The 22,922-nt window shown below is 70.4% G+C and carries 21 protein-coding genes; 14 read left to right on the top strand and 7 right to left on the bottom strand.

The genetic code is table 11. The features are described from left to right. Window positions 1–111 precede the first annotated feature (111 nt). The 5 genes from pheS (at window position 112) to ACFY5C_RS25140 (ending at window position 7,273) form a co-directional block, all read left to right on the top strand. Window positions 112–1,233, top strand: a complete 1,122-nt coding sequence (pheS, locus tag ACFY5C_RS25120) for a phenylalanine--tRNA ligase subunit alpha (RefSeq protein ID WP_389447702.1) — start codon at window positions 112–114, stop codon at window positions 1,231–1,233. Continuing rightward, window positions 1,233–3,746 carry a phenylalanine--tRNA ligase subunit beta gene (pheT, locus tag ACFY5C_RS25125; protein ID WP_389447704.1) on the top strand — a complete coding sequence of 838 codons (2,514 nt, stop codon included), beginning with the start codon at window positions 1,233–1,235 and terminating at the stop codon, window positions 3,744–3,746. Before pheS ends, pheT begins: the two co-directional genes overlap by 1 nt. Before the next feature lie 248 nt (window positions 3,747–3,994). Beyond that, window positions 3,995–5,044, top strand: coding sequence for a PP2C family protein-serine/threonine phosphatase (locus ACFY5C_RS25130; RefSeq protein WP_389447706.1), 1,050 nt, complete (start codon window positions 3,995–3,997; stop codon window positions 5,042–5,044). Between the two features lie 256 nt (window positions 5,045–5,300). After that, on the top strand, window positions 5,301–6,641 hold the full coding sequence (locus ACFY5C_RS25135) for a transcriptional regulator (protein WP_328882799.1): 1,341 nt from the start codon (window positions 5,301–5,303) through the stop codon (window positions 6,639–6,641). An 86-nt stretch (window positions 6,642–6,727) separates the two neighbouring features. Beyond that, window positions 6,728–7,273: an NUDIX hydrolase gene (locus ACFY5C_RS25140; protein ID WP_389447708.1), complete on the top strand. Its 546-nt coding sequence runs from the start codon at window positions 6,728–6,730 to the stop codon at window positions 7,271–7,273. A gap of 21 nt (window positions 7,274–7,294) precedes the next feature. Here ACFY5C_RS25140 and ACFY5C_RS25145 read toward each other — a convergent pair whose 3' ends face one another. Both ACFY5C_RS25145 and ACFY5C_RS25150 read right to left on the bottom strand, forming a co-directional pair. Next, on the bottom strand, window positions 7,295–7,552 hold the full coding sequence (locus ACFY5C_RS25145; RefSeq protein WP_147997080.1) for a hypothetical protein: 258 nt from the start codon (window positions 7,550–7,552) through the stop codon (window positions 7,295–7,297). A 193-nt stretch (window positions 7,553–7,745) separates the two neighbouring features. Beyond that, window positions 7,746–8,618, bottom strand: coding sequence for a 3-hydroxybutyryl-CoA dehydrogenase (locus tag ACFY5C_RS25150; protein WP_389447710.1), 873 nt, complete (start codon window positions 8,616–8,618; stop codon window positions 7,746–7,748). A gap of 215 nt (window positions 8,619–8,833) precedes the next feature. On the opposite strand from ACFY5C_RS25150, the gene ACFY5C_RS25155 reads away from it, so the two are divergent. Next, complete coding sequence (locus tag ACFY5C_RS25155; RefSeq protein ID WP_389447712.1) at window positions 8,834–10,075, top strand: glycoside hydrolase family 10 protein; 1,242 nt, start codon at window positions 8,834–8,836, stop codon at window positions 10,073–10,075. A gap of 13 nt (window positions 10,076–10,088) precedes the next feature. Here the strand turns inward: ACFY5C_RS25155 and ACFY5C_RS25160 are convergent, their stop codons facing one another. Both ACFY5C_RS25160 and ACFY5C_RS25165 read right to left on the bottom strand, forming a co-directional pair. Then, window positions 10,089–10,283: a DUF1918 domain-containing protein gene (locus ACFY5C_RS25160; protein WP_389447713.1), complete on the bottom strand. Its 195-nt coding sequence runs from the start codon at window positions 10,281–10,283 to the stop codon at window positions 10,089–10,091. A gap of 93 nt (window positions 10,284–10,376) precedes the next feature. Then, a complete protein-coding gene (locus ACFY5C_RS25165) occupies window positions 10,377–11,351 on the bottom strand; it encodes a DMT family transporter (protein WP_389447715.1) in 975 nt (324 codons plus the stop codon). Here ACFY5C_RS25165 and ACFY5C_RS25170 point away from each other — a divergent pair. Then, window positions 11,350–12,822, top strand: a complete 1,473-nt coding sequence (locus tag ACFY5C_RS25170) for a PLP-dependent aminotransferase family protein (RefSeq protein WP_389447717.1) — start codon at window positions 11,350–11,352, stop codon at window positions 12,820–12,822. The two genes, ACFY5C_RS25165 and ACFY5C_RS25170, sit on opposite strands and share 2 nt — an antisense overlap. Here the strand turns inward: ACFY5C_RS25170 and ACFY5C_RS25175 are convergent. Further along, window positions 12,819–13,439 (bottom strand): DUF6461 domain-containing protein, encoded by a 621-nt coding sequence (locus ACFY5C_RS25175; protein ID WP_389447719.1) that lies wholly within the window; start codon window positions 13,437–13,439, stop codon window positions 12,819–12,821. The two genes, ACFY5C_RS25170 and ACFY5C_RS25175, sit on opposite strands and share 4 nt — an antisense overlap. 90 nt (window positions 13,440–13,529) lie before the next feature. Here ACFY5C_RS25175 and ACFY5C_RS25180 point away from each other — a divergent pair, with 90 nt between their 5' ends. Both ACFY5C_RS25180 and ACFY5C_RS25185 read left to right on the top strand, forming a co-directional pair. After that, on the top strand, window positions 13,530–13,964 hold the full coding sequence (locus tag ACFY5C_RS25180; protein WP_389447720.1) for a GNAT family N-acetyltransferase: 435 nt from the start codon (window positions 13,530–13,532) through the stop codon (window positions 13,962–13,964). A 168-nt stretch (window positions 13,965–14,132) separates the two neighbouring features. Next, window positions 14,133–14,726, top strand: coding sequence for a histidine phosphatase family protein (locus ACFY5C_RS25185; RefSeq protein WP_389447722.1), 594 nt, complete (start codon window positions 14,133–14,135; stop codon window positions 14,724–14,726). Here the strand turns inward: ACFY5C_RS25185 and ACFY5C_RS25190 are convergent. Next, window positions 14,708–15,151, bottom strand: a complete 444-nt coding sequence (locus ACFY5C_RS25190; protein WP_389447724.1) for a DUF6314 family protein — start codon at window positions 15,149–15,151, stop codon at window positions 14,708–14,710. The genes ACFY5C_RS25185 and ACFY5C_RS25190 overlap by 19 nt on opposite strands. 126 nt (window positions 15,152–15,277) lie before the next feature. On the opposite strand from ACFY5C_RS25190, the gene ACFY5C_RS25195 reads away from it, so the two are divergent. Beyond that, complete coding sequence (locus ACFY5C_RS25195) at window positions 15,278–17,758, top strand: alpha-L-arabinofuranosidase C-terminal domain-containing protein (RefSeq protein WP_389447726.1); 2,481 nt, start codon at window positions 15,278–15,280, stop codon at window positions 17,756–17,758. Window positions 17,759–17,784: 26 nt separating this feature from the next. Here ACFY5C_RS25195 and ACFY5C_RS25200 read toward each other — a convergent pair whose 3' ends face one another. Continuing rightward, entirely contained in the window at window positions 17,785–18,468 is a 684-nt protein-coding gene (locus ACFY5C_RS25200; RefSeq protein WP_389447728.1) for a DUF6215 domain-containing protein, read from the bottom strand. A gap of 168 nt (window positions 18,469–18,636) precedes the next feature. Here ACFY5C_RS25200 and argC point away from each other — a divergent pair, with 168 nt between their 5' ends. Genes argC through ACFY5C_RS25220 form a run of 4 tightly spaced genes read left to right on the top strand, consistent with a single transcriptional unit; the run spans window position 18,637 to window position 22,917 of the window. Next, window positions 18,637–19,665 carry an N-acetyl-gamma-glutamyl-phosphate reductase gene (gene argC / locus ACFY5C_RS25205; protein WP_389447729.1) on the top strand — a complete coding sequence of 343 codons (1,029 nt, stop codon included), beginning with the start codon at window positions 18,637–18,639 and terminating at the stop codon, window positions 19,663–19,665. Beyond that, complete coding sequence (gene argJ / locus ACFY5C_RS25210) at window positions 19,662–20,813, top strand: bifunctional glutamate N-acetyltransferase/amino-acid acetyltransferase ArgJ (RefSeq protein WP_389447731.1); 1,152 nt, start codon at window positions 19,662–19,664, stop codon at window positions 20,811–20,813. Before argC ends, argJ begins: the two co-directional genes overlap by 4 nt. Then, window positions 20,810–21,724 carry an acetylglutamate kinase gene (gene argB, locus ACFY5C_RS25215; RefSeq protein WP_389447733.1) on the top strand — a complete coding sequence of 305 codons (915 nt, stop codon included), beginning with the start codon at window positions 20,810–20,812 and terminating at the stop codon, window positions 21,722–21,724. Before argJ ends, argB begins: the two co-directional genes overlap by 4 nt. After that, window positions 21,721–22,917, top strand: coding sequence for an acetylornithine transaminase (locus tag ACFY5C_RS25220; protein WP_389447735.1), 1,197 nt, complete (start codon window positions 21,721–21,723; stop codon window positions 22,915–22,917). Before argB ends, ACFY5C_RS25220 begins: the two co-directional genes overlap by 4 nt. The last annotated feature ends 5 nt before the right edge of the window (window positions 22,918–22,922 follow it).

A 22,922-nucleotide genomic window follows, 5' to 3' on the forward strand; every position in this document is an offset into this window, starting at 1 on the left:
CAACCCCGTTAGACTCGGCCTTTGGCACCTTTGCGTCCCAAAAAACCGTGACGATCTGTCCACGAGTCGGTACGGGGACCTTCAGCCAGCCAACCGGAAGCACGGGAAGAGATGTCGGCACCGAATAAGTCGTACGACCCTGTCGAGGTCGAGGCGTTGAAACCGGAAGAGATCGAGCGCATGCGGGACGAGGCGCTCGCCGCCTTCGCCGCCGCGGACTCCCTCGACGCGCTCCAGGAGGCCAAGGTCGCCCACACCGGCGGCACGTCCCCGCTGGCGCTCGCCAACCGCGAGATCGGCGCCCTGCCCCCGCAGGCCAAGGCCGAGGCCGGCAAGCGCGTCGGCCAGGCCCGCGGCGCCGTGAACAAGGCGCTCGCCGGCCGTCAGGCCGAGCTGGAGGCCGAGCGGGACCAGCGCGTGCTGGTCGAGGAGGCGGTGGACGTCACGCTGCCCTACGACCGCGTACCGGCCGGCGCCCGCCACCCGCTCACCACGCTCTCGGAGCGCATCGAGGACGTCTTCGTGGCCATGGGCTACGAGGTCGCCGAGGGCCCCCAGGTCGAGGCCGAGTGGTTCAACTTCGACGCCCTCAACATCGGCCCGGACCACCCGGCGCGCGGCGAGGCCGACACGTTCTTCGTGCAGGGCCCCGACGGCGGCACCGAGTCCGGCGTCGTGCTGCGCACCCACACCTCGCCCGTGCAGATCCGCTCGCTGCTCAGCCGCGAGCTGCCGGTGTACGTGATCTGCCCCGGCGTGGTCTACCGCACCGACGAGCTGGACGCCACGCACACCCCGGTCTTCCGCCAGGTCGAGCTGCTGGCCGTGGACGAGGGTCTGACCATGGCCGACCTCAAGGGCACCATGGACCACATGGTGCAGGCCCTGTTCGGCGAGGGCATGAAGACCCGGCTCAGGCCGAATTTCTTCCCGTTCACCGAGCCGTCCGCCGAGATGGACATGGTCTGCTACGTCTGCCGCGGCGAGTCCGTCGGCAACCCCGACCGGCCCTGCCGGACCTGCTCCTCCGAGGGCTGGATCGAGCTCGGCGGCTGCGGCATGGTCAACCCGCGGGTGCTCAAGGCCTGCGGCGTCGACCCGGAGAAGTACAGCGGCTTCGCCTTCGGGTTCGGCATCGAGCGGATGCTGATGTTCCGCCACAACGTCGAAGACATGCGAGACATGGTCGAGGGTGACGTCCGGTTCACCCGGCCGTTCGGGATGGAGATCTGATGCGGGTCCCGCTTTCTTGGCTGCGGGAGTACGTCGACCTGCCGGCGACGGAAACCGGCCGCGACGTCCAGGAGAAGCTCGTCTCGGCCGGGCTCGAGGTCGAGACCGTCGAGCATCTCGGCGCCGACCTCAAGGGCCCGCTCGTCGTCGGCCAGGTGCTGACCATCGAGGAGCTGACGGAGTTCAAGAAGCCGATCCGCTTCTGCACCGTCGACGTCGGCCAGGCCAACGGCACCGGTGAGCCACAGGAGATCGTCTGCGGTGCGCGGAACTTCCAGGCCGGCGACAAGGTCGTGGTCGTTCTCCCCGGCGCCACGCTGCCCGGTGGCTTCTCGATCTCCGCCCGCAAGACGTACGGCAAGACGTCCCACGGCATGATCTGCTCCAGCGACGAGCTGGGCATGGGCGACGACGGCACCAAGGGCATCATCGTGCTGCCGCCGGAGACCGAGGTCGGCAAGGACGCCATCGAACTGCTGGAGCTGGTCGACGAGGTCCTGGACATCGCCGTCACCGCCAACCGCGGCGACTGCCTGTCCATCCGCGGCGTCGCCCGCGAGGCCGCCATCGCCTACGGCCTCCCGCTGCGCGACCCGGCCCTCATCGACGTGCCCGGCCCGAACGCCTACGGCTACCCGGTGCAGGTCTCCGACCCGATCGGCTGCGACCGCTTCACCGCCCGCACGGTGACCGGCCTGAGCCCCGAGGCGCGCTCCCCGATCTGGCTGCAGCGCCGTCTGCAGAAGGTCGGCATGCGCCCGATCTCGCTCGCCGTCGACATCACCAACTACGTGATGATGGAGCTCGGCCAGCCGCTGCACGCCTACGACCGGGGCCTGGTCCAGGGCACGATCGGTGTGCGCCGGGCGCAGGAGGGCGAGAAGCTCGTCACCCTCGACGGAGTCGAGCGCAAGCTGCACGCCGAGGACCTGGTCATCACCGACGAGCGCGGCCCGATCGGCCTCGCGGGCGTCATGGGCGGCGCCAACACCGAGATCGCCGACCACGACGACGTGGAGAACGCGTCGACCGACGTCGTCATCGAGGCCGCCCACTTCGACCAGGTGTCGATCGCGCGCACGGCACGCCGCCACAAGCTGTCGTCCGAGGCGTCCCGCCGCTTCGAGCGCGGCGTCGACCCGGCAGCCGCCGCCGCGGCCGCCCAGCGCACCGTCGACCTGCTGGTGCTGCTCGCGGGCGGCACCGCCGAGGGCGGCGTCACCGAGGTCGTCACGCCGTCCGCGCCGCACACCATCACCACCCCGGCCGACCACCCGGACAAGGTCGCGGGCGTCGAGTACGGCCGCGAGACCGTCGTACGCCGGCTCCAGGAGATCGGCTGCGACGTGTACGGGCAGGACGAGCTGATCGTCACCGTGCCGTCCTGGCGACCCGACCTGCTGGAGTCCAACGACCTGGCCGAAGAGGTCATCCGCCTGGAGGGCTACGAGAACCTGCCCTCCACGCTGCCCAGGCCGCCGTCCGGCCGTGGCCTGACCCACCGCCAGCGGCTGCACCGCCGGGTCGGCCGCGCGCTGGCCGGCGCGGGCTACGTCGAGGCGCCGAACTACCCCTTCGTCAGCGAGCAGGTCTTCGACCAGCTCGGCTTGGAGGCCGACGACCCGGCCCGCCGCGTCGTGAAGCTGGTCAACCCGCTCAACGACGAGGAGCCCGCGCTGCGTACGTCGCTGCTGCCGGGTCTGCTCGGTGCGCTGCGCCGCAACGACGGCCGGGGTTCGCACGATCTGGCCCTGTTCGAGACGGGCCTGGTCTTCCAGCCGCGCGAGGAGCAGCGCGTCGCCGGGCACCTGCCGGTCGACCGCCGCCCGACCGACGAGGAGATCGCCGCGCTGAACGCCGTGCTGCCCGAGCAGCCCCGGCACGTGGCCGTCGTCCTCGCCGGCGCGCGTGAGCAGGCCGGCTGGTGGGGCAAGGGCCGTCCGGCCGACTGGGCCGACGCGGTGGAGGCGGCGCGTGCCGTCGCCGTCGAAGCGGGCGCCGAACTGATCGTGCGGACGGGACAGTACGGGCCGTGGCACCCGGGCCGGTGCGCCGAGCTGGCGATCACCGTCGACGGTGCGCAGCGGGTCGTCGGTCACGCCGGTGAGCTGCACCCGAGGGTGCTCAAGGCGCTGGGCCTGCCCGGGCGTACCTGTGCGATGGAGCTGGACCTGGACGCGCTGGAGCAGGTCGGGGACGGTGTGCCGCAGGCGCCGGCCATCTCCACGTTCCCGGTCGCCACGCAGGATGTCGCCCTCGTCGTCGACAAGCCGGTGCCGGCCGCGGAGGTCGAGGCCGCGTTGCGTGAGGGGGCGGGCGGACTTCTCGAGGGGATCCGGCTGTTCGACGTGTACGTCAATGACGAGCAGCTCGGTGACGGGAAGAAGTCGCTGGCGTACGCGTTGCGCTTCCGTGCGGGGGACCGGACGCTGACCGTCGATGAGGCGTCGGCTGCCCGGGACGCTGCGGTGGCCCTCGCGGGCGAGCGGACGGGTGCGGTGCTGCGGGGGTAGTTCGCCCAAGGGGTGGGGGACTGTTGCTTCTTCGGCGGCTGCGGGTAGTCCGTGGCTGGTCGCGCAGTTCCCCGCGCCCCTTGTGGGGGCACGCCCCCAAACCCCCATCGGGGCGTTGTGGTCACCTCACTCAAAAGGGTGACTTCTCTGGGTGATCTGGTACTTCCGGGTCCCCTGTCGACAGAATCGGACCGGCCTTTCGGGGTCGGTCCGTCTGCGTTGTCAGGGCCTATTGGGGGGCCATCGGCATGTTCCGCATCAAGGGTCGGGTTCCCCGCAAGGTGATCGGGTGGGGGCTGCCCACCGCCTGGGGCGCGATGGCCATCACGTACAAGCTGACCTGCCCGCTCGCCCAGCAGGACAGCCTCGGCGCCCGGGTCGTCACCAGTGCCGTCTTCTTCGCCGTGGGTACGGGTCTGATCGTGCACGTCAGGCAGGCCCTGCTGCGTGAGCTCCGGCAGGTCCGCGAGGTCGCCGGGGCCGCGCAGAACGCGCTGCTGCGGCCGCTGCCCGCGAGCATCGACGGGCTGGACGTCGCGGCCGCCCAGCTCTCCGCGGATCGCAGCGCCCGTGTCGGCGGTGACCTGTACGAGGTCATCGCCACCGAACACGGCGTACGGGCGGTGATGGGCGACGTACGGGGACATGGCATCACCGCAATCGGCACCGTGGCCGCGGTCCTCGGCAGCTTCCGCGAGGCCGTCCACGACGAGCCCGAGCTGGGCCGGGTGCTGCACAGACTGGACCGCGCCCTGGCCCGTCACGTGCGCGAGAGGTGCCGGGATCCGGACAGCCCGGCCTCCGAGGAGTTCGTCACCCTGCTGCTGCTGGAAATCGGGCAGGAGGGCGAGATCACCGTTCTCAACTGCGGTCATCCCTGGCCGTATCTGCTGAGCGGCACGGCAGTCGAACCCCTCGCCCGAGCCGACCCCCTGCCACCCCTGGGCCCGTTCCCGCTTCCCCCCGAACTGACCCCGTTGCCCTGCGGCTCGCTCATGTCCGGCGACTCGCTGGTGCTGTACACGGACGGTGTCGAGGACGCGAGGGACGCGAGAGGCCGGTTCTTTTCTCTCCGGGCGGCGCTGACCGGCATCGTACGGAACCAGCCGATCACTCCCCAGACGATCCTGCGCACGCTCTTCACGGCCCTCATCCGCCACACGAGGGGAAGGCCGTCAGACGACCTCGCATTGCTGGTCCTACGGAACGATCGAGCCAAGGTCCAGTACGACCCCCTGGGGGCGCGGGGAACTGCGCGAGCAACCACCCACAACCCGCAGCCGACAAACTACTTCTGACGCAACGGCGATCGGTCGCCATCCGCCCAGCCACGGAGTGTCGGGCAGGCAGCTGGGCGGACGGCGCGGATGCGGGCCGCCGCACTGTACGAGGGGGAGCCGGCGGCCCGGCCGGCCTCTTGCGAGGCATTTCAGTCAACCGGTCGGAAACTCTCCGCAACAGCGCGCGCACGCTGCGGATTCGCGTACTCCGTTCACACCCCGTGTGAAGCGGTTCGCACTACTCTGACGACACCGAGCCACCCGGGGGGCATACATGCAGCCCAACACTTTGCTCGACGCGATCCTGGACGAGGCGGGAGTCTCGCACGCGGGGCTGGCCGCACACGTGAACCAGGCAGGGCGGGCGCGCGGGCTCGCGCTGAGATACGAACACACCGCCGTCGCACGGTGGTTGAAGGGGCAGCGGCCACGCGGCCAGGTACCCGACCTGATCTGCGAGGTGCTCGCCGCCCGGCTGCACCGCACCGTCACGCTGGACGACATCGGCCTCGGCGTGCCCGGCGAGCAGTCCGCCCTGCACACCACCTCGCTGTCCGGCTTCGTGGAGCGGGCCACCGCCCTGTGGCGCTCCGACGAACAGCAACGGCCCCACATCCTGGGCGCGCCGGCGGTCACCGGCACGCCCGCCGTGATGCCCGTGTGGGAGTGGGAGAACCCGCCCGAGGACGTGGATGTCTCGCGCGGCGGCCGGCACCGGGTCACCCCCGCCGACCTGGAGATGCTGCGGTCCGCCCGTACGCACTACGAGCAGATGTACCGCAAGGCGGGCGGTATGGCGACCCGCACCCGGATCGTCGGCTTCCTCAACGCCGAGGCCGCCCCGCTGCTGCGCGGCAGCTACACCGATGCGACGGGGCGTCAACTGCACCGGGCGACGGGCGGGTTGGTGGCCATCGCGGGCATCTGCGCCTACGACTCCGACGCGCACGGCCTCGCCCAGCGGTACTTCCATCAGGCGCTGCGGCTCGCGAAGGCCAGCGGGGACCGGGGATTGGGCGCCTATGTGATCGCGCTGCTGGTCAACCAGGCTCTGTTCATGCGGGAGTTCCGCCAGGCCGTCGCCTTCGCTGAGGCCGCGCTGCGGGCCGCGGGCAAGCACATCACGCCGGCGCTCGCCTCGGACCTGTACGCGATGCAGGCGAAGGCGTACGCCCACCTCGGCGACGGCACGAGCGCGCTGTCCTGCATACGGCGTGCCGAGCAGGCCGCGGATCGCATCCGGCGCGGATACGAACCCGACGAGACCGGCTATGTCCAGCCGGGGCTGGTCAACGTCCAGGTGGCGGAGGCGCTGCTCAGCCTCGGGGAACTGGCGGCCGCGGGGGAGCATGCCGCGGCCGCCGTCGACAATCCCGCGCACGACCGGGGCCGGGTGCACCGGCTGGCCATGCTCAGCACGATCGAGCTGCGTCAGGGCAACGCCGACAAGGCGGTGGCCATCGCGGTGCAGATGGCCGAGCAGGCCCGGGGAATGGAGTCCCAGCGCCTGCGCGACAGACTCCGGGCGGTACGCGAACACCTGGTGCGCAACGGCTGTGCGGGCACGGCCGAGGCGGCCGAACTCATCGACGGAGCACTGCGCGTACCGCTGTAGCCCGGCCACGACGGGGCACCCGAGCACCGACACTTCCTAGTCCCTGCTGCGATATTGCCACTTACTCGACGGAAGGTGGCAGAACCGTGCAGTGGACGAAACAGAGCGAACAAACTGTGTATGAAAACCGCTGGTTCACCGTCAACCTGGCAGACGTGGAACTGCCTGACGGCCGGCACCTGGACCACTTCCTGATACGGATGCGGCCGGTCGCCGTGGCCACGGTGGTCAACGAGGCGGGCGAAGTCCTCCTCCTGTGGCGCCATCGTTTCATCACCGACACCTGGGGGTGGGAACTCGCGGCAGGCGTCGTCGAGGACGGCGAGGACATCGTCCGCGCGGCGGCCAGGGAGCTGGAGGAGGAGACCGGCTGGCGGCCGGGACCCCTGCACCACCTCATGAGCGTGGAGCCCTCCAACGGGCTCACCGACGCCCGGCACCATATCTACTGGGCCGACGAGGGCGAGTACGTCGGGCATCCCGTGGACGACTTCGAGTCGGACCGCCGGGAATGGGTTCCTCTCAAGCTCGTCCCCGACATGATCGCCCGGGGGGAGGTCCCGGCCGCCAACATGGCGGCCGCGTTACTGATGCTGCACCAACTCAGGCTCGGCCAGGACGTCCTGCCCTGATCGACGTCCCACGGCCTGGATCTAGTGCCCCACCGCCTGCCAGATCGCCACGACGAGAGCACCCACGGCGGTGATGGCGGCGACCGCGGGCAGTGGCCAGCGCGCGTGTTCCAGTGTGTTGATCCGGGTGTTCAGCTCGTCGAGCTCCTTGGCGCTCTCCTCGGTGCGGTGCGTGAGCAGAGCCAGCCCGCCCTCCACACGGGCGTAGGCGACGTCGAGGCGACGTCGTAACTCTGCGAGTTCCCCTTGTACGACGGGATGCTCGGGATCGGCGGTCACTTGTCCGCTCCTTTCCGTAGTCATCTCACATCCCTTGCATGCGCAGGGAAAGTGAACTCGCCTGGTGGGTGCGTGGGGAGAGTGTGCGAGGGGCATATGCGAGCCCGGAGCGCACACGGTGTGTGAATGACGCGGGCCCGGCACCTTCTCGGTGCCGGGCCCGTGCGCTTGGCCGGAATCTGACCGTCCGTAATCAGCCGTAGGTGTAGAAGCCGGAGTTCGTCTTGCGGCCCAGCCGGCCCGCGTCGACCATGCGCAGCAGCAGCGGGGGAGCGGCGTACAGCGGCTCCTTGAACTCTTCGTACATGCTCTGCGCCACCGAGGCGACCGTGTCCAGACCGATCAGGTCGGACAGCTTCAGCGGGCCCATCGGGTGGGCGCAGCCGAGCTCCATGCCGTTGTCGATGTCCTCGCGGCTGGCGATGCCCGACTCGAACATCCGGATCGCGGAGAGGAGGTAGGGGATCAGCAGCGCGTTCACGACGAAACCGGACCGGTCCTGGGCACGGATGGCGTGCTTGCCCAGCAGCTTCTCCGCGAACGACTGGGCACGGGCGATCGTGCCCTCGGAGGTGGTGAGCGCGGGGATCAGCTCGACGAGCTGCTGCACCGGGGCCGGATTGAAGAAGTGGATGCCGATGACCTGGTCGGCACGCGAGGTGGCGACCGCCAGCTTCACCAGGGGGATCGAGGAGGTGTTGGAGGCGAGGATCGCGTCCGGCCGGGTCACGACCTGGTCCAGCACCTGGAAGATCTCCGTCTTCACCTGCTCGCTCTCGACCACGGCCTCGATCACAAGGTCACGGTCGGCGAACTCGCCGAGGTCGGTGGTGAAGGACAGCCGCGCCTGCGTGGCGTCCCGCTCCTCCTCGGTGATCTTGCCGCGCTCGGCGGCCTTGGCCAGGGAACTGAACAGCCGGGTACGGCCGAACTCCAGGGCCTCGCCGGTGGTCTCGGCGACCCTCACGTCCAGGCCGGCGCGGGCGCACACCTCGGCGATGCCCGCTCCCATCTGGCCGCAGCCCACCACGCCGACGCGTGCAATATCTCCGGAGATGCCGGTCACATCGTCCCCTTCGCTGATCCACGACTGCGGCAGGTCCGCCGTTGTTCGACGCCTGCTCCAAACCTGCACGTTACCTTCGGCGCAGCTTGATCGATCGTTCGGGTGCCTCATGAAAGGCTGACGCGGGGCTGGTCCTCAGGTGCGGACCGGTCGCGGGGTGGGCCCTTGACCACGGCACACGGAGGTACGAAGAGATGCTGCACCGGAAGTCACGGATGTCACGACGCGCGTTCTCGGTGACCGCCCTGGCGGCACTGGTGGCGTCAGGAAGCGCGATGGCGGCCGGGTCCGCCACGGCGGGCACAACGGACCGGTCCCGGCGACAGGCGACCGGGGAGATGCGCGGCGTGTGGGTGGCGACCGTGGCGAACCGGGACTGGCCCTCCAAGCAGGGTCTGAGCGCCGACGAGCAGCGCGCGGAGCTGATCAGCCACCTGGACACGGCGGTGGAGCGCCGGCTGAACGCGGTGATCCTCCAGGTGCGGCCCACGGCCGACGCCCTGTGGCCGTCGCCGTACGAGCCCTGGTCGCAGGTCCTCACCGGCACCCAGGGCGAGGACCCCGGCTGGGACCCGCTCGGCACGGCCGTCGAGGAGGCCCACGCCCGCGGCCTTCAGCTGCACGCCTGGTTCAACCCGTACCGCATCGCCAACCACACGGACCTCGGCAGGCTGGCCGAGTCGCACCCCGCCCGCGCGCACGAGGACTGGGTGGTGACGTACGGCGGCAAGCTCTACTACAACCCGGGGCTGCCCGACGTCCGTGACTTCGTGCAGCGGGCCATGCTCGACGCGGTGGAGCGTTACCCCATCGACGGCGTCCACTTCGACGACTACTTCTATCCTTATCCGGTGGCCGGCCAGAGCTTCGGCGACGACGAGGCCTACGACCGCTACGGCGGCGGATTCACGGTCCGGGCCGACTGGCGGCGGGACAACATCGACAAGCTGGTCCTGGAGATGGCGGACGCCATCAGGCAGATCCGGCCCACCACCCAGTTCGGCATCAGCCCGTTCGGCGTGTGGCGCAACGCCGTCACCGACCCGCTCGGTTCCGACACCCGGGGCGGTGTGGAGACGTACGACGATCTTTACGCGGACACCCGCAAGTGGGTCCGCGAGGGCTGGATCGACTACATCTGTCCGCAGCTGTACTGGAACATCGGCTTCGCTGCCGCCGACTACGCCGAGCTCGTGCCCTGGTGGGCCCGGGTGGCGCGGGACAGCCGGACGAAGCTGTACGTCGGAGAGGCGCTCTACAAGGCCGGTGACCCGGCGCAGCCCGAGGCCTGGCAGGACGCGGCCGAGCTGTCCCGCCACCTGACGCTGGCCAAGGAGCACACCGAGGTGTGCGGGCACGTGTACTTCGCCGCGAAGGAGGTGACGGCGGACCGGATCGGTGCCATGGCGAGGGTCGTCGCCGACCACTACGGGCAGCCGGCGATTTCCCCGCGCTGATCTGATCGCCGGGCTACTTCATCGTGTTCCTGTGACGGATCTCGGTGTCGGGGCCAGGGGCGCACAGACCCTCGTGCCCGTCCTCGAATCGGACGCGGTACGGGGGATTGCCCTCATGGCCCAGGATTTCGACGATCTCGCCGACCTTGTCGTGTTGCCCGACCACCCTGCCGTGCTGGACAAGCTGGTCGCCCACGGTTGCACGCATCTGTTGGGCCTCCTCACCAGGTGCGGGAGCAGCGGTCCGTGGCCTTGAGTCTACGGCGTGGAGCGGTGGTTGGAGGTGGGTCGTGCGGCCCGCTCAGCCACGCGCCCGCTGGGTCACGGCGATGCACACGAGCACCGCCGCGGCCGTCAGCGGGGCGGCCACTGTCAGGTGCTCGCCCAGCAGCAGCACCGACCACACCAGTGTGAGCAGGGGCTGGGCCAACTGCAACTGGCTGGCCTTCGGGATACCGATGGCCGCCATGCCCCGGTACCAGACGACCATGCCGAGGAACTGCGAGCCCGCCGCGACCCACAGCAGCCCGGTCACGCCGTGCCAGGTCAGGTGCACGGGTTCGTACGACAACGCGACCGCGGCGACCGGGGCGGTCAGCGGCAGACACAGCACCAGAGCCCAGCCGATCACCTGCCAGCCCGGCATGACGCGGGCCAGCCGGCCGCCCTCGGTGTAGCCGGCCGCGCACACCAGCAGCGCCGCGAAGAGATACAGGTCGGCCGTGGTCAGGGCGCCCCCGCTCTGCTGCACGGTGAAGGCGACCACCGCGGCCGCGCCCGCCAGTGCCGCCGTCCAGAAGGTGCGCGAGGGACGGGTGCCGACGCGCAGGGCGGAGAACAGGGCCGTGGTCAGCGGGAGCAGACCGACCACGACGGCGGCGTGCGCGGTGGTGGACGTCTGGAGCGCCAGTGTGGTGAGCAGGGGGAAGCCGAGGACCACCCCGGCGGCTACCACCGCCAGGCCCGCCCAGTGCCGGCGGGCGGGCAGCGGCACGCGCAGCCCCAGCAGGCAGACCCCCGCGATCAGCGCGGCCAGCAAGCTGCGCACGGCGACCAAGGACCAGGGCCCGAAGCTCTCCAGCCCCCAGGCCGTGGCGGGGAAGGTGAGAGAGAAGGCCGCGACCCCCAGGGCGGCCTGGAGGGTCCCTCCGACGGCCGTCCCGGCCGGGGCGGCCATCGTGGCCGGGGCCGCCGACGTGGCCGGGGCCGCCGACGTGGCCTTGCCACCGGTCACTGCTATCGAGGTTGGAGCAGTAGCGCTATTCTTGGTCCTCATGCAAGAGCGTAGCAGTGTCGGTGAACTGGCAGATCAGCTGCGGCGGGAACTGAACCGCTACTCTCCAGGTGGAAAGCTGCCGTCGAGCCGGGCCCTCGTCGAGCGGTACCGGGTGAGTCCGGTGACCGTCTCCCGCGCCCTCGCGCAGCTGGCCGCCGAGGGGCTCGTGGTGACCCGGCCCGGCGCCGGAGCGTTCCGCGCCGAGGCGCACACCCGGACCGCCGCGGCCGGTGACACCTCTTGGCAGGAGGTGACGCTCAGCGCGGACGCCGCCGCGGAACTCGTACCGCGCTCGGTGGACGCCTCGGGGGTGCTGGCCTCGCTCACCGCGCCGTCGCCCGGTGTGATCGAGTTCAACGGCGGCTATCTGCACCAGTCGCTGCAGCCGGAGCGGGCCATGGCCGCCGCGCTGTCCCGGGCCGGGCGACGGCCGGGGGCGTGGGGCAGGCCGCCCATGGAAGGGCTGCCTGAGCTGCGGGAGTGGTTCGCGCGCAGCATCGGCGGGCCGGGCGGCGCCGTCACCGCCGCCGAGGTGCTGATCACCGCCGGCGGCCAGTCGGCGCTGACGACCGCGCTTCGGGCACTCGCGCCGCCGGGTGCACCGGTGCTGGTGGAGTCGCCGACGTACCCGGGCATGCTGGCGATCGCCCGTGCGGCCGGACTGCGCCCGGTTCCCGTCCCGGTCGACGCCGACGGCGTACGGCCGTCCCTGCTCGCCGACGCCTTCCGGGCGACCGGTGCCCGCGTCTTCGTCTGCCAGCCGCTGTTCCAGAACCCGACCGGCGCGATACTCGCCCCCGAGCGGCGCGGCGAGGTGCTGCGAATCGCGCGCGAGGCGGGTGCCTTCGTCGTGGAGGACGACTTCGTGCGACGGCTGGTGCACGAGGACGCGGGGCCGCTGCCGCGCCCGCTGGCCGCCGAGGACCCCGACGGCGTCGTCGTCCATGTCTGCTCGCTGACCAAGGCCACTTCGCCCAGCTTCCGGGTGAGCGCGCTCGCTGCCCGCGGCCCGGTGCTGGAGCGGCTGCGCGCCATCCAGGTCGTGGACACCTTCTTCGTGCCGCGGCCGTTGCAGGAGGCGGCGCTGGAACTGGTCGGCTCGCCCGCCTGGCCGCGCCATCTGCGGGCGATCTCCGCCGAGTTGAAGACCCGCCGCGACACGATGACGGCTGCCCTGCGCCTCGACCTCCCCGAACTGGCCCTCCCGCACATCCCGTCCGGCGGCTACCACCTGTGGCTCCGCCTGCCCGACGGCACGGGGGGCACCTCCCAGGCTCTCGGCTCCGGGGGAGAGGCCGCCCTGACCTCGGCCGCCCTGCGCTCGGGCGTCGCCATCACACCCGGCCGCCCGTACTTCAGCGCGGAGCCTTCGGCGGGGCACCTGCGGTTGAGCTTCGCGGCGGTGGCGGGGGCGGGGGAGATCACGGAGGGGGTGCGGCGGCTTCGCGCGGCCTGTGACGAGGTCCTCTAGGTGCGCGGCACCGGGGCGACGCCGCAGATGAACTCGGCCGATGCGAACAGTTCGGGGGTCAGGCGGATGCCGGTGATGCGGTGGGCGAGGGCGAAGGAGGCGCCGGTGAGGTCGTCGTAGTCCCGCTCTTCGTCCTCCTCGTGCTCGACCAGGTCGAACCCCGACTCCCGCATGGCGTCGAGGAGTTCGTCGGGATGCGTGCCGTCGCGGTGGTACGCGAAGAGGGGTTCGAAGTGCAGGCGCAGCTCGCCGTCCTCGTACCAGCAGAAGTGGTCCACCGCGTTGACGTTGAGGAAGTGGGAGACCACCCTTCGGCCGCGCGAGAGGGGGATCATGGCCTCGTTCGTGACGCCGAGGTAGCCGTTGAACTCGACCATCAGCGACCAGTCGCCCAGCGCTGTCGCCCCGACGAAGAGCCGATTGGCCTCATCCACGTCGTACGAGGGCTCGCACAGACCGTCCACCCCCGTGATCCGCGGCCCGGGTCGGGCCTTCAGCTCCCGGAGCAGCTCAAGGGGAGTCAGCCCGCGGACCAGCGTGACGCAGTACGCCTGCATCAGGGCCTCGTGTCGCTCCTCCAGCCAGGCGTAGTCCGCGGCCGTCGTCATCGCAGTCATGCCCGCAGCATCGCACCGGCCACTGACAACGCCCCGCCCACCGGGGAAAACCGCTCGACGCCGACGCTCCCGTCCTGCGAATCTCGCCGCATGACCGACACCCCGCCCCTCGCCGAGGGCTACGAGATCTCCACCGACCCCGACCGTATCGACGTCGAGCGGGTGCACCGGTGGCTGTCCACCGACGCGTACTGGGCCATCGGCCGGGAGCGGGAGAAGCAGGACCGGGCGATCGACGGCTCGCTGAACTTCGGGGTCTACGCGACGGCATCGGGGGAGCAGGTGGCGTATGCCCGGGTCGTCACCGACCGGGCGACCTTCGCGTGGCTCTGCGACGTGTACGTCGACCGGTCGGTGCGCGGCAAGGGAATGGGGACGGCGCTCGTGGGGGCCGTACGCGAGCAGGTGCGGTCGTACGGGGTGAAGCGGATGCTGCTCGCCACGCACGACGCGCACGGGGTCTACGAGAAGCACGGGTTCGCGCCGCTGGAGAAGCCGGACCAGTGGATGGCGCTCTACTTCTAGCTTCGGGCGTCCTGCGTGGAGGCGGGCGTCGTGCTTGAACTTTCCATCTGATCGTTTTCCCGTGACATGTCCGTCTGATCCTGACCCCGCAGTAAGGCTTCGCCAACCCTCGGTGACAGCTGCACAACCTCTCTTGACCTGCGCACTTTCGCGACACACCATCGCCGCATGTCGCTTCGGGTCACGTTCGTCGCCGCCGCGCGCAGCTCCCCGCTGCTCGCTGAGCGCTTCGAGGACGACCGGCCGCTGGACCAGGCCGGCTGGGACGAGGTGCAGCTCGCCGCGCGCGACCTGCTGCCGCTGGCGGCGGCCGAGCTGCGCTACTGCTCGCCGACCCCGCGCAGCCGCGCCACCGGCGACGCCCTCGGCTACGCACCGCTGGTGCAACTCGCCCTGCGCGACTGCGACATGGGCCGCTGGCGCGGGCTCACGCTCGGCGAGGCGATGGCCCGGGAGCCGGAGGCGGTGGACGCCTGGCTGGCCGATCCGCGGGGCACACCGCACGGCGGTGAGTCGCTGCTCGCCTTCATAGCCCGGGTCGGCAACTGGCTCGACACCCGGCCCGTGGGGGACGGTGGTCGTATCGTCGCCGTGGCCGAGCCGGCCGTGATCCGCGCCGCTCTGGTGTACGCGCTGAAGGCGCCGCCTTCGACGTACTGGAACATCGACGTACGTCCCCTGTCGGCGACCACCGTCACCGGCCGTGCCGGGCGTTGGTACCTCCGCTTCGAGGGGGCGCCGGTTCAGCCCTCGCGGGCGTAGTCGGTGGTGAGCACCAGGTCCTTGGCCGGGCCGCGCACCCGCCACACCGTCCGCCAGTGCTCCTCGCCGAGGGCCGTGAACTCGCCGCGGTAGAGGTCGGCCGAGCAGGGGTGGTCCGCGATGTGCCGCCCGGACGTCAGGTCGAGGTCGTGGAAGGGGCGGCCGTCGGAGAACCGCACGTCTGCCGTGCCCCGCGCGGTCCCCGGCAGGAATCGCAGCGTCCGCTCGGCAGGCCTCGGCACGCCCTGCCACACGAAGGTGCCGGACTCGTGATGCAGTAGCCCGCCACCCTCCAGCGGGCCGAAAACCGTCGTACCGGAGAACGCCCCCTCGTCCCCACTCGCCAGGTCCCGTACGGAACGTACGACTCGCCAGCTCCCGGCGAGATACGCCAGCACATCCGGAACCGGCCAGAACTCGCCCATCCCGCCCTCACTTCCGACACTTTCGATACCGCGCGACCCGTTGACGCTCCGGATCTCCCTCCCTATCTTGCCGTTCGAAGTGCTGATCAACGTCTGATATCTCGAACATCGAGCCGCGGAGTATCCATGCCACGCACCTCCAGCCGCTGGAGATTCGGCGTCGCCGCCACCGCCTTCCTGGCCGCAGCCGCCCTCCTTCCGGCCCCCGCCCATGCCGAGGACGTCACCGACTACGCCATCACCGTCGATCCCACCGCTCAGGGGGTGAGGATCGACGACACGATGTACGGCGTCTTCTTCGAGGACATCAACCGGGCCGCGGACGGCGGTCTGTACGCCGAACTCGTGCAGAACCGGTCCTTCGAGTACTCCACCGCCGACAACGGCTCCTACACCCCGCTCACGTCCTGGACGGTCGACGGCACCGCCGAAGTCGTGAACGACGCCGGCCGGCTCAACGAACGCAACCGCAACTACCTTTCCCTGGGCGCCGGTTCGGCCGTCACGAACACCGGCTACAACACCGGTATCCGGGTCGAGCAGGGCAAGAGGTACGACTTCTCGGTGTGGGCGCGCGCCGAGGGCGGCAGCGCGTTGAGTGTGGGCCTCAAGGATGCCGCCGGCGCACTGGCGACCGCCCGACAGGTGGCCGTGAAGGGCGGCTGGGCCCGGTACAAGGCCACGTTCACCGCGACCCGCACGAGTAACCGCGGGCGTCTTGCCGTCGCCGCCACGGACGCGGCGGCCCTCGACATGGTGTCGCTGTTCCCGCGCGAGACGTACAAGAACCAGCCGAACGGCCTGCGCAAGGACCTGGCGCAGAAGATCGCCGACCTGCACCCGGGATTCGTACGCTTCCCCGGCGGCTGCCTGGTCAACACCGGCTCCATGGAGGACTACAGCGAGGCCTCCGGCTGGCAGCGCAAGCGTTCCTACCAGTGGAAGGACACCGTCGGCCCGGTCGAGCAGCGTGCGACGAACGCCAACTTCTGGGGCTACAACCAGAGTTACGGCCTCGGCTACTACGAGTACTTCCGCTTCTCCGAGGACATCGGCGCCATGCCGCTGCCCGTCGTCCCGGCCCTCGTGACCGGCTGCGGCCAGAACAAGGCCGTCGACGACGAGGCGCTGCTCAAGCGGCACATCCAGGACACCCTCGACCTCATCGAGTTCGCGAACGGCCCGACGACGTCCACGTGGGGCAAGGTGCGCGCCCGGATGGGCCACCCGAAGCCCTTCCGCCTCACCCACCTCGAGGTCGGTAACGAGGAGAATCTCCCGAACGAGTTCTTCGCGCGGTTCCAGCAGTTCCGCGCCGCGATCGAGGCCGAGTACCCGGACATCACGGTCGTCTCCAACTCCGGCCCGGACGACAGCGGCACGACCTTCGACACCGCCTGGAAGCTGAACCGCGAGGCGAACGTCGAGATGGTCGACGAGCACTACTACAACAGCCCCAACTGGTTCCTGCAGAACAACGACCGCTACGACTCCTACGACCGCAGCGGCCCGAAGGTCTTCCTCGGCGAGTACGCCTCCCAGGGCAACGCCTGGAAGAACGGCCTCTCGGAGGCCGCGTTCATGACCGGCCTGGAGCGCAACGCGGACATCGTCAAGCTCGCCTCGTACGCCCCGCTGCTCGCCAACGAGGACTACGTCCAGTGGCGGCCGGACCTGGTCTGGTTCAACAACCGCGCCTCCTGGAACTCGACGAACTACGAGGTCCAGAAGCTGTTCATGAACAACGTCGGCGACCGGGTCGTCCCCTCGAAGGCGACCACCACGCCGGACGTCAGCGGCCCGATCGCCGGTGCCGTCGGCCTGTCGACGTGGGCGACCAGCGCCGCGTACGACGACGTTAAGGTCACCGCGGCGGACGGGTCCACGCTGCTGAGCGACGACTTCTCCGGTGACGTCTCGAAGTGGACGCACTCCGGCGGCGGCAGCTGGAGTGTCCAGGACGGCCAGTACGTGCAGACCGACACGGCCGCCGAGAACACGATGGTGTCGGCCGGCGACCCGACCTGGCACGACTACGACCTGCATGTGAAGGCCACCAAGAAGTCCGGCAAGGAGGGCTTCCTCGTCGCCTTCGGCGTCAGGGACACCGGCAACTACTACTGGTGGAACCTGGGCGGCTGGAGCAACACCCAGTCCGCGATCGAGCAGGCCGTGGACGGCGGCAAGGGCACGCTGATGACGAAGGCCGGGTCGATCGAGACGGGCCGCGCCTACGACATCGACATCAAGGTGCGCGGCCGCCAGGTCACCCTCTACCTCGACGGCAAGGAATGGGGCAGCTTCACCGACGACAAGCCGGCCGAGCCGTTCCGCCAGGTCGTCACCGAGGACGCCGGCACCGGTGACCTGATCGTCAAGGTCGTCAACGCCCAGTCGGCACCGGCCCGTGCGGCGGTCGACCTGGGTGGCGCCAAGGTCGCCGCCAAGGCCCGGGTCACCACCCTGGCCGCCGATCAGGACGCGGTGAACACCGAGACGGACGCCCCGGTCACGCCCGTGACGTCCACTTTCTCGGGGGTCGCAGACGAGTTCACATACACGTTCCCGGCGAACTCCGTGACGTTCTTGAGGATCAAGCAGAGGTGAGGATCAAGCAGAAGTGACATAGCGCGTCAGCTGCCGGCGGCCCAGCCCGGGACCGTCGGCAGTACCTTCTCGGCGACCCGCAGCAGCACTGCGTCGTCCGGCACCATGCCGTCCGAGCGCCACAGGGTCACGTCGAAGGATCCACCGCCGTCCTTCGCGTCCTGGGCCACCATCAGCGCGCGCAGCGGGACTCCGGTACCGGCCTCGGCGTCGCCCCCGTCGAGGCGGAATTCGATCCTGATGGTCCGGTCCGAGTACAGCACCGCCGGACGGCCCAGAACCGTACGCTGCTCCCCCTCCCCGAGCAGCTCGTGGGACCCGGCCACGGGCAGGTCGTCGTAGGTGGCCGACAGGGTGACGGTGTAGGTGTCGAACTCGACCTCCGCGGAAGGCATCGGGATGTCCTTGCCGCCTTCGAGGCCGGCGGAGCCGTCGTTGCCGAAGGCGGTCTTCGCGGTCTGCGTCGGTGTGCCCAGCAACTCCGCGAGATCGGGGCGCAGCAGTGCCTCGCACAGCTGCTTTCCGGTCACCCGCCCGGTCGGTTTGCCGGGTTCCTCGTCGGAGCACGTGGCAGCCGGCGGGCCACTGTTCCCGGATGTCTCCTCGGACACCCACAGGCCTGCGGCGATCGCCGCGAACAGCGCCACGGCCGCGACGGCCTGCCCCCACGCGTTGTGGCCCTTCTCCGGCGTGCCGATCTTTTCGGCCATGTCCCCCCACCTGCCGTGATCCCTGATGTTTGCCGGGGGACACTAGCTCATGGGCATGTCCTGAACAAAGCTGGTTTTCCCGGCCCGCCTCGGGCGTGATTGCGGTAGAGCGTGATTGCATAAACCTGCGTGGAAACGTATAGTCATGCCATCAAGGAGGAGGAGTCCATGGCGGTACGTGCGGCAGTGGCCGGAGCGAGTGGGTACGCGGGCGGGGAACTGCTGCGTCTGCTCCTGGCGCACCCCGAGGTCGAGACGGGGGCCCTGACCGGTCACTCGAACGCGGGCCAGCGGCTCGGTGCGCTGCAACCGCACCTGCTGCCCCTCGCCGACCGCGTGCTCCAGGAGACGACGCCCGAGGTCCTCGCCGGGCATGACGTCGTCTTCCTCGCGTTGCCGCACGGCCAGTCCGCAGCCGTCGCCGAGCAGCTCGGCCCGGATGTGCTGGTCGTCGACATGGGCGCCGACTTCCGGCTGAAGGACGCGGGCGACTGGGAGACGTTCTACGGCTCCCCGCACGCCGGCACCTGGCCGTACGGCCTTCCCGAGCTGCCGGGCGGCCGTGCCGCGCTGGAGGGAGCCAAGCGCATCGCGGTACCCGGCTGCTACCCCACCGCCGTGTCGCTCGCCCTCTTCCCGGCGTACGCCGCCGGCCTCGCCGAGCCCGAGGCCGTGATCGTCGCCGCTTCCGGCACGTCCGGCGCGGGCAAGGCGCTCAAGCCCCATCTGCTGGGCAGCGAGGTCATGGGGTCCATGTCGCCGTACGGCGTCGGCGGTGGGCATCGGCACACCCCCGAGATGATCCAGAACCTCAGCGCGGCGGCGGGGGAGCGGGTGGCCGTCTCCTTCACGCCGACCCTCGCCCCGATGCCCCGCGGCATCCTTGCCACGTGCACCGCGAAGGCGAAGGACGGGGTCGCCGGTGAGGCCGTCCGCGCCGCCTACGAGAAGGCCCTCGCCGACGAGCCCTTCGTGCACCTCCTCCCCGAGGGGCAGTGGCCCGCCACGGCGTCCGTCTACGGTTCGAACGCCGTTCAGGTGCAGGTCGCATTCGACGCCGCCGCGAACCGCATCATCGCGATCAGCGCCATCGACAACCTGACCAAGGGCACGGCCGGTGGCGCCGTCCAGAGCATGAACATCGCCCTCGGGTTTCACGAGAACACCGGGCTTTCCACGATCGGAGTCGCACCGTGAGCGTCACGGCCGCAAAGGGATTCACGGCGGCGGGCATCGCCGCCGGGATCAAGGAGAACGGCAACCCGGACCTGGCCCTCGTGGTCAACACCGGGCCCCGCCGTGCCGCCGCCGGTGTCTTCACGTCCAACCGCGTGAAGGCAGCGCCGGTGCTGTGGTCCGAGCAGGTGCTCAAGACCGGCGCGGTGTCCGCCGTCGTCCTCAACTCCGGTGGCGCCAACGCCTGTACGGGCCCCAAGGGCTTCCAGGACACCCACGCCACCGCCGAGAAGGTCGCCGAGGTGCTCGGCCGGGGCGCCATCGATGTCGCCGTCTGCTCGACGGGTCTGATCGGCGTCCTGCTGCCCATGGACAAGCTGCTCGCGGGCGTCGAGACCGCCGCGGCCCAGCTCTCCGAGCACGGCGGCGAGAAGGCCGCCATCGCCATCAAGACCACCGACACCGTCCACAAGACGTCCGTCGTGACCAAGGACGGCTGGACCGTCGGCGGGATGGCCAAGGGCGCCGGCATGCTCGCCCCGGGCCTGGCCACCATGCTCGTCGTCCTCACCACCGACGCCGCCCTCGACAGCGACGTACTGGACAAGGCACTCCGGGCGGCGACACGCACGACCTTCGACCGCGTCGACTCCGACGGCTGCATGTCCACCAACGACACCGTGCTGCTGCTCGCCTCCGGTGCGGCCGACGTCACCCCGGCATACGAGGAGTTCGCCGAGGCCGTACGGCAGGTCTGTGACGACCTCGGTCAGCAGCTGATCCGGGACGCCGAGGGCGCCAGCAAGGACATCAAGATCGAGGTCGTCAACGCGGCGACCGAGGACGACGCCGTCGAGGTGGGCCGCTCCATCGCCCGCAACAACCTCCTCAAGTGCGCCCTCCACGGCGAGGACCCCAACTGGGGCCGCGTCCTCTCGGCGATCGGCACGACGTCCGCCGCGTTCGAGCCGGACCGGCTCAACGTCGCCATCAACGGCGTCTGGGTGTGCAAGAACGGCGGCGTCGGCGAGGACCGCGAGAAGGTCGACATGCGCTACCGCGAGGTGCACATCGTCGCCGACCTCGCCGCCGGGTCCGAGACCGCCACCATCTGGACCAACGACCTCACCGCCGACTACGTCCACGAGAACAGCGCCTACTCCTCATGAGCAACTCCCCCGCGCGCAAGCACACTGCGCTCCCCAAGGCCCAGATCCTCATCGAGGCGCTGCCCTGGCTGGTCCGGCACAACGGCAAGACCGTCGTCATCAAGTTCGGCGGCAACGCCATGGTCGACGAGGAGCTGAAGTCCGCCTTCGCCCAGGACGTCGTCTTCCTGCACCACGCCGGCCTCAAGCCGGTCGTCGTGCACGGCGGCGGCCCGCAGATCAGCGCCGCCCTCGACAAGCACGGCATCGTCAGCGAGTTCAAGGCGGGGCTCCGGGTCACCACCGAGGACGCCATGGACGTCGTACGGATGGTGCTGGCCGGGCAGGTCCAGCGGGAACTGGTCGGGCTGCTCAACCAGCACGGCCCGCTGGCCGTCGGCCTGACCGGCGAGGACGCGCACACCATCACCGCCACCCGGCACCAGCCCGAGATCGACGGCGAACTCGTCGACATCGGCCGGGTCGGCGAGATCACCGACATCGACACGGGCGCGATCGAGGCGCTGCTGGCCGACGGCCGGATCCCGGTCGTCTCGTCGATCGCCCGGAGCCAGGACGACGGACATGTCTACAACGTCAATGCTGATACGGCGGCTGCGGCACTCGCTGCTGCGCTGGGCGCCGAAACCCTCATGGTCCTCACCGACGTCGAGGGCCTCTACGAGGACTGGCCCCACTCCGACGAGGTGATCAGCCGCCTCACCGCTTCCCAACTGGAGAAGCTGCTGCCGGAGTTGTCCTCCGGCATGGTGCCGAAGATGGAGGGCTGCCTGCACGCGGTCCGGGGCGGCGTGACCACCGCCCGCGTCATCGACGGCCGGGTCCAGCACTCGATCCTGCTGGAGATCTTCACCGACGAGGGCATCGGCACGATGGTCGTGCCGGACGCCGAAGAGGGGGACGCCGAATGACCGGCAATCAGGAGCTCACCCAGCGCTGGCAGGGCTCGCTCATGAACAACTACGGCACCCCGCGGCTGCCCCTCGTCCGCGGTGCGGGCCTCAAGGTCTGGGACACCGAGGACCGGCAGTACCTCGACTTCGTCGGCGGCATCGCCACCAACGCGCTCGGCCACGCCCACCCCGCGATCGTGGAAGCCGTGAGCAAGCAGGTCGCCTCCCTCGGCCACATCTCCAACTTCTTCATGGCCGAGCCGACCGTCGCCCTCGCCGAGCGGCTGCTCCAGCTCTTCGGCCGGGACGGCAAGGTCTTCTTCTGCAACTCCGGCGCCGAGGCCAACGAGGCCGCGTTCAAGATCGGCCGGCTGACCGGACGGACCCACATGGTCGCCACCGACGGCGGCTTCCACGGCCGGACCATGGGCGCCCTCGCGCTCACCGGCCAGCCCGCCAAGCAGGAGCCGTTCCTGCCGCTGCCCGGCGACGTCACGCACGTGCCGTACGGGGACGCGCAGGCCTTGGCCGCCGCGGTCACCGAGGAGACCGCGCTTGTGATCATCGAGCCGGTCCAGGGCGAGAACGGGGTCGTCGTGCCGCCCGCCGGCTACCTCAAGGCGGCCCGGGCCATCACGGCCGCCACCGGCTCGCTGCTGGTGCTGGACGAGGTGCAGACCGGCGTCGGCCGGTCGGGGCACTGGTTCGCGTACCAGGCCCACGAGGGCGTGCTGCCCGACGTGGTCACGCTCGCCAAGCAGCTCGGCGGCGGGCTGCCGCTGGGCGCGACGGTCGCCTTCGGGCGGGCCGCGGAGCTGCTGCAGCCCGGCCAGCACGGGACGACCTTCGGCGGGAACCCGGTCGCGTGTGCCGCGGGCCTGGCCGTGCTGGACACCATCGCGAACGAGGGGTTGCTGGAGAACGTCAAGCGGCAGAGCGAGAAGTTGCGGGACGGGATCGAGGCGCTGGGCCACCCGTTGATCGGTTATGTCCGGGGCGCGGGACTGCTCCTGGGTATCGTGCTCACCGAGCCGCACGCCGCCAAGGTGCAGCAGGTGGCTCAGGACGCCGGTTTCCTGGTGAACGCGCCCGCCCCCGATGTCGTACGGCTCATGCCGCCGCTGAACCTCGGTGACGACGAAGTGGAGGCGCTTCTTCAGGCCCTTCCCGGCATCCTGGACCAGGCCAACGGGGACGGATCCGGAGAATGAGACGA

Source organism: Streptomyces sp. NPDC012935, from assembly GCF_042900345.1.
Lineage (GTDB): Bacteria > Actinomycetota > Actinomycetes > Streptomycetales > Streptomycetaceae > Streptomyces.

Coding starts and splice junctions, on each gene's coding strand:
- pheS (WP_389447702.1), top strand. CDS start 112: ATGTCGGCACCGAATAAGTCGTACGACCCTGTCGAGGTCGAGGCGTTG.
- pheT (WP_389447704.1), top strand. CDS start 1,233: ATGCGGGTCCCGCTTTCTTGGCTGCGGGAGTACGTCGACCTGCCGGCG.
- ACFY5C_RS25130 (WP_389447706.1), top strand. CDS start 3,995: ATGTTCCGCATCAAGGGTCGGGTTCCCCGCAAGGTGATCGGGTGGGGG.
- ACFY5C_RS25135 (WP_328882799.1), top strand. CDS start 5,301: ATGCAGCCCAACACTTTGCTCGACGCGATCCTGGACGAGGCGGGAGTC.
- ACFY5C_RS25155 (WP_389447712.1), top strand. CDS start 8,834: ATGTCACGACGCGCGTTCTCGGTGACCGCCCTGGCGGCACTGGTGGCG.
- ACFY5C_RS25160 (WP_389447713.1), bottom strand. CDS start 10,283: ATGCGTGCAACCGTGGGCGACCAGCTTGTCCAGCACGGCAGGGTGGTC.
- ACFY5C_RS25170 (WP_389447717.1), top strand. CDS start 11,350: ATGCAAGAGCGTAGCAGTGTCGGTGAACTGGCAGATCAGCTGCGGCGG.
- ACFY5C_RS25165 (WP_389447715.1), bottom strand. CDS start 11,351: ATGAGGACCAAGAATAGCGCTACTGCTCCAACCTCGATAGCAGTGACC.
- ACFY5C_RS25175 (WP_389447719.1), bottom strand. CDS start 13,439: ATGACTGCGATGACGACGGCCGCGGACTACGCCTGGCTGGAGGAGCGA.
- ACFY5C_RS25180 (WP_389447720.1), top strand. CDS start 13,530: ATGACCGACACCCCGCCCCTCGCCGAGGGCTACGAGATCTCCACCGAC.
- ACFY5C_RS25185 (WP_389447722.1), top strand. CDS start 14,133: ATGTCGCTTCGGGTCACGTTCGTCGCCGCCGCGCGCAGCTCCCCGCTG.
- ACFY5C_RS25190 (WP_389447724.1), bottom strand. CDS start 15,151: ATGGGCGAGTTCTGGCCGGTTCCGGATGTGCTGGCGTATCTCGCCGGG.
- ACFY5C_RS25195 (WP_389447726.1), top strand. CDS start 15,278: ATGCCACGCACCTCCAGCCGCTGGAGATTCGGCGTCGCCGCCACCGCC.
- ACFY5C_RS25200 (WP_389447728.1), bottom strand. CDS start 18,468: ATGGCCGAAAAGATCGGCACGCCGGAGAAGGGCCACAACGCGTGGGGG.
- argC (WP_389447729.1), top strand. CDS start 18,637: ATGGCGGTACGTGCGGCAGTGGCCGGAGCGAGTGGGTACGCGGGCGGG.
- argB (WP_389447733.1), top strand. CDS start 20,810: ATGAGCAACTCCCCCGCGCGCAAGCACACTGCGCTCCCCAAGGCCCAG.
- ACFY5C_RS25220 (WP_389447735.1), top strand. CDS start 21,721: ATGACCGGCAATCAGGAGCTCACCCAGCGCTGGCAGGGCTCGCTCATG.